Annotated in this window: 5 protein-coding genes; all 5 read left to right on the top strand. The window is 70.1% G+C overall.

Features of this window, described 5'->3' with window-relative positions:
- Positions 1 to 277 (top strand): FCD domain-containing protein (locus WAL33_RS19885; protein ID WP_422183550.1); only part of this gene is annotated, 277 nt, incomplete at its 5' end.
- Positions 278 to 401: 124 nt separating this feature from the next.
- Complete coding sequence (locus tag WAL33_RS19880) at positions 402 to 1,889, top strand: aldehyde dehydrogenase (protein ID WP_422183548.1); 1,488 nt, start codon at positions 402 to 404, stop codon at positions 1,887 to 1,889.
- On the top strand, positions 1,886 to 3,343 hold the full coding sequence (locus tag WAL33_RS19875) for an NAD-dependent succinate-semialdehyde dehydrogenase (RefSeq protein WP_422183546.1): 1,458 nt from the start codon (positions 1,886 to 1,888) through the stop codon (positions 3,341 to 3,343). The genes WAL33_RS19880 and WAL33_RS19875 overlap by 4 nt, the downstream gene beginning before the upstream one ends.
- Before the next feature lie 148 nt (positions 3,344 to 3,491).
- Complete coding sequence (locus tag WAL33_RS19870) at positions 3,492 to 4,859, top strand: aspartate aminotransferase family protein (protein WP_422183544.1); 1,368 nt, start codon at positions 3,492 to 3,494, stop codon at positions 4,857 to 4,859.
- 166 nt (positions 4,860 to 5,025) lie between these two features.
- Positions 5,026 to 6,399 (top strand): glutamine synthetase family protein, encoded by a 1,374-nt coding sequence (locus WAL33_RS19865; protein WP_422183552.1) that lies wholly within the window; start codon positions 5,026 to 5,028, stop codon positions 6,397 to 6,399.
- Positions 6,400 to 6,548: the final 149 nt, after the last annotated feature.

Genomic DNA, 6,548 nt, shown 5'->3' with positions numbered 1-6,548 from the left:
CTACATGACCGCCAACCACGACTTCCACTTCGCCATCTACGAGCGGGCCGACGCCGAGGTGTTGCTGGCCATGGCCGGCGGGCTGTGGCTGCAGATCGGTCCGTTCATGCGCGTGGTGTTCGGCCGGATCGGCGCCGACGGCCTGGCCGCCGACCGCCACGCCGAGGCCATGGAGGCCCTGAAGCTGCGCGACGCCGAGGGCGCGCGCCGGGCCATGGCCGCCGACCTGTCGGAGGGCATGGACAAGATGCGGGCGGCGGTGGAGGCGGAGCGGTGACGGTTGGAAGGGGGGTGGGCAATCGGCGGGCATGTATGTCCACGCCGCCGGGACTGCCCCCGCCCCACCTTGACAGTCGCCCTCCCACCGCAAACTGTGATCACAATTTCCGGAGAGACGCCGCGTGACCGCGCCTTCGATCTTTGACGCCCTCAAGAGCCTGTCGCTGCCCGGCCAGGCGGTGATCGACGGCGCGCTGGTCGATGCGGTCTCGGGTCAGACGTTCGACAACGTCTCGCCGCGCGACGGGACGGTGATCAACCGGGTCGCCGCCTGTCAGGCCGTCGACGTCGACCGCGCCGTCGCCTCCGCCCGCGCCGCCTTCGAGGACGGCCGTTGGCGCGACCAGGGCCCGCGCGCCAAGAAGGCGGTGCTGTTTCGGCTGGCCGAGCTGATGGAGCGCGATGCCGAGGACCTGGCCCTGCTGGAGAGCCTGGACACCGGCAAGCCGATCCGCGACGCCCGCGCCGTCGACGTGCCCCTGTCGATCGGCACGACCCGCTGGTACGCCGAGGCGCTGGACAAGATCTATGGCGAGGTCGGCGCCTCGCCGATCGACCGCCTGAGCTGGGCCGTGCACGAGCCGCTGGGGGTGATCGGGGCGATCGTGCCGTGGAACTTCCCGCTGCACATGGCGATGTGGAAGGTCGCGCCCGCGCTCGCCATGGGCAATTCCGTGGTCTTGAAGCCGGCCGAACAGTCGCCGCTGACGGCGCTGAAGCTGGGCGAGCTGGCCCTGGAAGCCGGGCTCCCGGCGGGGGTCCTGAACGTCGTCCCGGGCCTGGGCTCCGTGGCCGGCGAGGCCCTGGCCCTGTCGATGGACGTCGACATGATCGCCTTCACCGGCTCGGGCCCGGTGGGCCGGCGGTTGATGGAATATTCGGCGCGGTCGAACCTGAAACGGGTGTCGCTGGAGCTGGGCGGCAAGTCGCCCCAGATCGTCTTCGCCGACTGCCCCGACCTGGACGCCGCCGCCGAGGCCGCCGCCTGGGGCGTTTTCTATAACCAGGGCGAGGTCTGCACGGCGGCCTCGCGCCTGCTGGTGCAGGACTCGATCAAGGACGCCTTCCTCGAGAAGGTGATCGCGGTGGCCAAGACCATGGTCCCCGGCGACCCGCTGGATTCGGCCACCGTGTTCGGGGCGATGGTCAGCGAGCGGCAGATGAACACCGCGCTCGACTACATCGCCACCGCCGAGAGCCAGGGCAATCGCCGGCTCTTGGGTGGGAAGCAGGTGCGTCGGGAGACGGGCGGCTTCTATGTCGAACCGACCATCTTCGACGGGATCGAGCCCGACCACACCCTGGCTCGCGAGGAGGTGTTCGGGCCGGTGCTGGGGGTGCAGACCTTCAAGACCCAGGACCAGGCGATCGCCCTGGCCAACGACACCGTCTACGGCCTGGCCGCCGGCCTGTGGACGTCGGACATCAACCGCGCCCTCACATCGGCTCGGCGGCTGAAGGCCGGCCTGGTGTGGATCAACGGCTGGGACGCCTGCGACATCACCATGCCGTTCGGGGGCTTCAAGCAGTCGGGTTTCGGCCGCGACCGCAGCCTTCACGCGTTGCACAAGTACGCCGACCTGAAGTCGGTGTCCGTGACGCTGAGGTGATGACCATGACCCTTGAACTTGTCGAAACCGCCGCCTTCATCGACGGCTTGTGGATCGAGAGCGAGACGACCTTCGAGGTCCTGAACCCGGCCGACGGGACGGTGATCACGCGGGTCGCCGACCTGGGCGCATCCGAGACCCGGGTCGCCATCGAGGCCGCCCATCGCGCCTTCCCGGCCTGGGCCGCCAGAACCGCCAAGGCGCGCGGGGCGATCCTGCGCAAATGGTCCGACCTGATGCTGGTCCACAGCGAGGCCCTGGCCCGACTGATGACCGCCGAGCAGGGCAAGCCGCTGGCGGAGTCGCGGGGCGAGGTGGCCTATGGCGCGGCGTTCATCGACTGGTTCGCCGACGAGGCCAAGCGGGCTTACGGTCATGCAATCCCCAGTCCTATGCCCGGCAAAAGACTGGTGTCGATCAAGCAGCCCGTCGGAGTCTGCGCGGCCATCGCGCCGTGGAACTTCCCGATCGCCATGATCACCCGCAAGGTCGGCCCGGCCCTGGCCAGCGGCTGCACCGTGGTGGTCAAGCCGGCGGCCGAGACCCCGCTGTGCGCCCTGGCCATCGCCCGGCTGGCGGTCGAGGCGGGGGTGCCGGCGGGCGTGCTGAACATCGTCACCGGCAAGGATTCCAGCGCCATCGGCAAGGCCCTGTGCGACGATGCGCGGGTGCGCAAGCTGTCGTTCACCGGCTCGACCCCGGTGGGCAAGACGCTCTACGCCCAGTGCGCCGGCACCATGAAGAAGCTGAGCCTGGAGCTGGGCGGCAACGCGCCGTTCATCGTCTTCGACGACGCCGACCTGGAGGCCGCCGTCGACGGGGCCATCGCCAGCAAGTACCGCAACACCGGCCAGACCTGCGTCTGCGCCAACCGCCTGCTGGTGCAGTCGGGCATCCACGACGCGTTCGTGGCGCGGCTGACCGAGAAGGTCGCGGCCATGAAGGTCGGTCCCGGCACGGGGGAGGGCGTGACGATCGGTCCGCTGATCAACGCCAAGGCCATGCGCAAGGTCGGCGATCTGGTCAACGAAGCCATCCTGGCGGGCGCTTACGCCACGACCGGCGGCGGTGACGATCCCTACGATCCCGAGCGGTTCTTTTCGCCGACGGTCCTGATCAACGTCACGCCCGAGATGCGCCTGTTCCAGGAGGAGATCTTCGGCCCTGTCGCGCCGGTCGTGAAGTTCGAGACCGAGCAGGACGCCATCGACCTGGCCAACGCCACGCCGTTCGGCCTGGCCTCCTACTTCTACAGCCGCGACGTCGGCCGCTGCTGGCGGGTGGCCGAGGCCATCGAGGCGGGGATGGTCGGGATCAACGAAGGCCTCATCTCCACCGTGGTGGCGCCGTTCGGCGGGGTGAAGGATTCTGGGCTCGGGCGGGAGGGGTCTTCGGAGGGGCTGAACGAGTATCTGGAGACGAAGTACCTGTGCTTTGGCGGGGTGGGGGCATGAGGCCCAAGCCCGCCCCAAAATCCTGTCATCCCGGACAAGCGCGCAGCGCGCCGATCCGGGACCGACGCGTGAACGCAGCGCTTCCGGCGGTCCCGGGTCTTCGCTTCGCTACGCCCGGGATGACAGCGTTGGGGAAGCGGGGCCAAGCATGACCCCCAACCCCGTCACCACCCCGACCCTCGCCGACCTGATCCGGGACGAGACCCAGCGCTTCGTCGCCGAGCACCCGCGGTCGACCGCCCTGTCGCGGCAATCGGCGCAGGTCTGGCGGGGCGGGGCGCCGATGCACTGGATGAACGACTGGGCCAGTCCGTGTCCGGTCTTCGCGGCGCAAGGCGTGGGCGCCCAGATCACCGACGTCGACGGGCTGATCTACGACGACTTCTGCCTGGCCGACACGCCGGCCATGTTCGGCCACGGCCAGGAGGCGGTGGCCCGGGCCGTCGCCGACCAGGCCAAGCGCGGGACCGGCTTCATGCTGCCCACCGTGTCGGCGGTGATCGTCGGCCGGCTGCTGGCCGAGCGCTTCGGCCTGCCGCTGTGGCAGATGGCGACCACGGCCAGCGACGCCAACCGCGCGGCGATCCGCTGGGCTCGGGCGGTCACGCAGCGGCCGGTGATCCTGGTGTTCGACGGCTGCTATCACGGCATGGTCGACGACGCGTTCGTGACCTTGAAGGACGGCCGCTCGGCGATGAAGACCGGCCTGCTGGGCCAGGTTCACGACCTGACCACCACCACCCGCGTGATCCCGTTCAACCACCCCGAAGCCCTGGCCGCCGCCCTGGCCCCCGGCGACGTCGCCGCCGTGCTGGCCGAGCCCGTGATGACCAATTGCGGGATGATCCTGCCGCAGCCGGGTTTCCTGGAGAGCGTGCGCGAGCTGACCCGCCAGGCCGGGACGCTGCTGATCCTCGACGAGACCCACACGATCTCGACCGCCCCCAGCGGCTATGCCCGCGCCCACGGCCTGGAGCCCGACATGCTGGTGGTCGGCAAGGCCATCGCCGGCGGCGTGCCGGCCGCGGTCTGGGGCGTGAGCGCTGAACTCTCCGCCCGGATGGACGCCGCCGCCGCCCGGGTCGGACCCGGCCAGTCGGGCATCGGCACCACCCTGTCGGGCAACGCCCTGGCCCTGGCGGCCATGCGGGCCATGCTGAGCGAGGTGATGACCGACGCCGCCTACGCCAGGATGCTGGCCGGGGCCGAGCGGCTGGTCGAAGCGCTGCGGGCCCTGATCGCCCGGCGCGGCCTGCCCTGGTCGGTGGTTCAGGTCGGGGCGCGGGTCGAGCTGGTGTTCGCCGCCTCGCCGCCGAAAAACGCCTCCCTGATGCGCGAGGCGCTGGACGCTGACCTGCTGCATGCGCTTCATCTGTGGCTGATCAACCGAGGGGTGCTGATCGCGCCCTTCCACACCATGATGCTGGTGTCGCCGATGACCGAAGACGCCGCGGTGGACCGATTGGTCGCCGCCGTGGACGGGTTCGCCGGGGCGCTGGAGGGGTTAGCGGCATGAGCGACAACCATTTCCCCTCCCCCTTGATGGGGGAGGGGCCAGGGGTGGGGGTGACTAGGGCGGTGGGGTCGGCTACGGCCGCGTTCCGTCCTGACACGCTGTCACCCCCATCCCCGACCCTTCCTCCATCAAGGGGGAAGGGGGAGAAAAGCTCATGACTTCACCCATGGTCGCCGACCCCCAGGAATGCCGCGACTTCCTCGCCGCGAACCCGCAGGTGAAGTACGTCGACGTGTTCTTCACCAGCATGACCGGCGTGCCCCGGGGCAAGCGCCTGCGGATCCACGAACTGCAGGCGGTCTATGACTACGGCCGCTTCCTGCCCGGCTCGATCCTGGTGGTCGACACCAACGGCGCCGACTGCGAGGAGACGGGCCTGGTCTGGGAGGACGGCGACGCCGACCGCCGGGCGCGGCCCGTGCCCGGCGCCCTGACCCTGGCGCCGTGGCTGGGCGACGACATGGCCCAGGTCATGCTGTCGCTGTACGAGCTGGACGGCGAGGCCAACGACCTGGATCCGCGCCATGTGCTGCGGCGGGTGCTGGACCGCTTCGCCGCCGACGGCCTGACGCCGGTCGCGGCCTGCGAGCTGGAATATTATCTGGTCGACCAACAGCGCGGCCCGAACGGCGAGCTGCTGCCGGCCCGTTCCCACCAGACCGGCGAGCGGCCGCAGGGCGTCCAGGTCTACGGCCTGCCCGAGCTGGAGGCCCACGCCCCGTTCCTGCGCGAGCTGTGGGACGTCTGCGACGTGCTGGGCGTGCCGCTGGAAGGCGCGATCTCGGAGTTCGCGCCTGGCCAGGTGGAGCTGACCCTCAAGCACAAGCCCGACGCCCTGGAGGCGGCCGACGACGCCCTGCGCTACAAGCGGGCGGCCAAGGGCGTGGCGCTGAAGCACGGCTGCGAGGCCACCTTCATGGCCAAGCCCTGGGCCGACCAGGCCGGCAACGGCTTCCACGTCCATGTCAGCTTCAACGACGCGGCGGGGAACAACCTCTGCGCCAGCGACGACCCGGAAGGCTCTGACCTGCTCAAGCACGCGATCGGCGGCATGAAGGTGCTGATGGCCGACTGCATGGCGATCCTGGCGCCCAACGCCAACAGCTATCGCCGCTTCAAGGCCAACAGCTACGCGCCGGTGGCCCCGACCTGGGGCGTCAACAACCGCACGGTCAGTCTGCGCGTGCCGGCCGGCCCGCCGCCGACCCGGCATGTCGAGCATCGCGTGGCCGGGGCCGACGCCAATCCGTACCTGGTGCTGGCCGTGCTGCTGGCCTGCGCCCACCACGGGATCACCCACAGGATCGATCCGGGGCCGGCGGTGGTCGGCGACGGCTATGCGGCCGCGGCCAAGGAGAAGAGCCGCCTGCCGACCGACTGGCATGCGGCGGTCAACCTGTTCGAGGCCTCCGACGTTCTGCGCGACTATCTGGGCGAGCGGTTCGTGGAGATGTTCGTCTCGGTCAAGCGCACCGAGCAGGCGCGCTTCGGCGAGGTGGTCACGCAGCTGGATTATGACTGGTATCTGCGCAACGCCTGACGGCGGGGCTTGAAATGTGGAGTTGGAGTGGAAGCGTGATCTCCCTTCCCCCTTGATGGGGGAGGGGCCGGGGATGGGGGTGATGGGCGGTTCAGGACATGGCGCGATCGAGGTCGCCACCACCGTCCTAGCCACCCCCACCCCCGACC

Source organism: Caulobacter sp. (assembly GCF_049283275.1).
GTDB lineage: Bacteria > Pseudomonadota > Alphaproteobacteria > Caulobacterales > Caulobacteraceae > Caulobacter.
The sequence above is the reverse complement of the archived record's forward strand: the minus strand, read 5'-3'. Positions and strand labels throughout refer to the sequence as shown.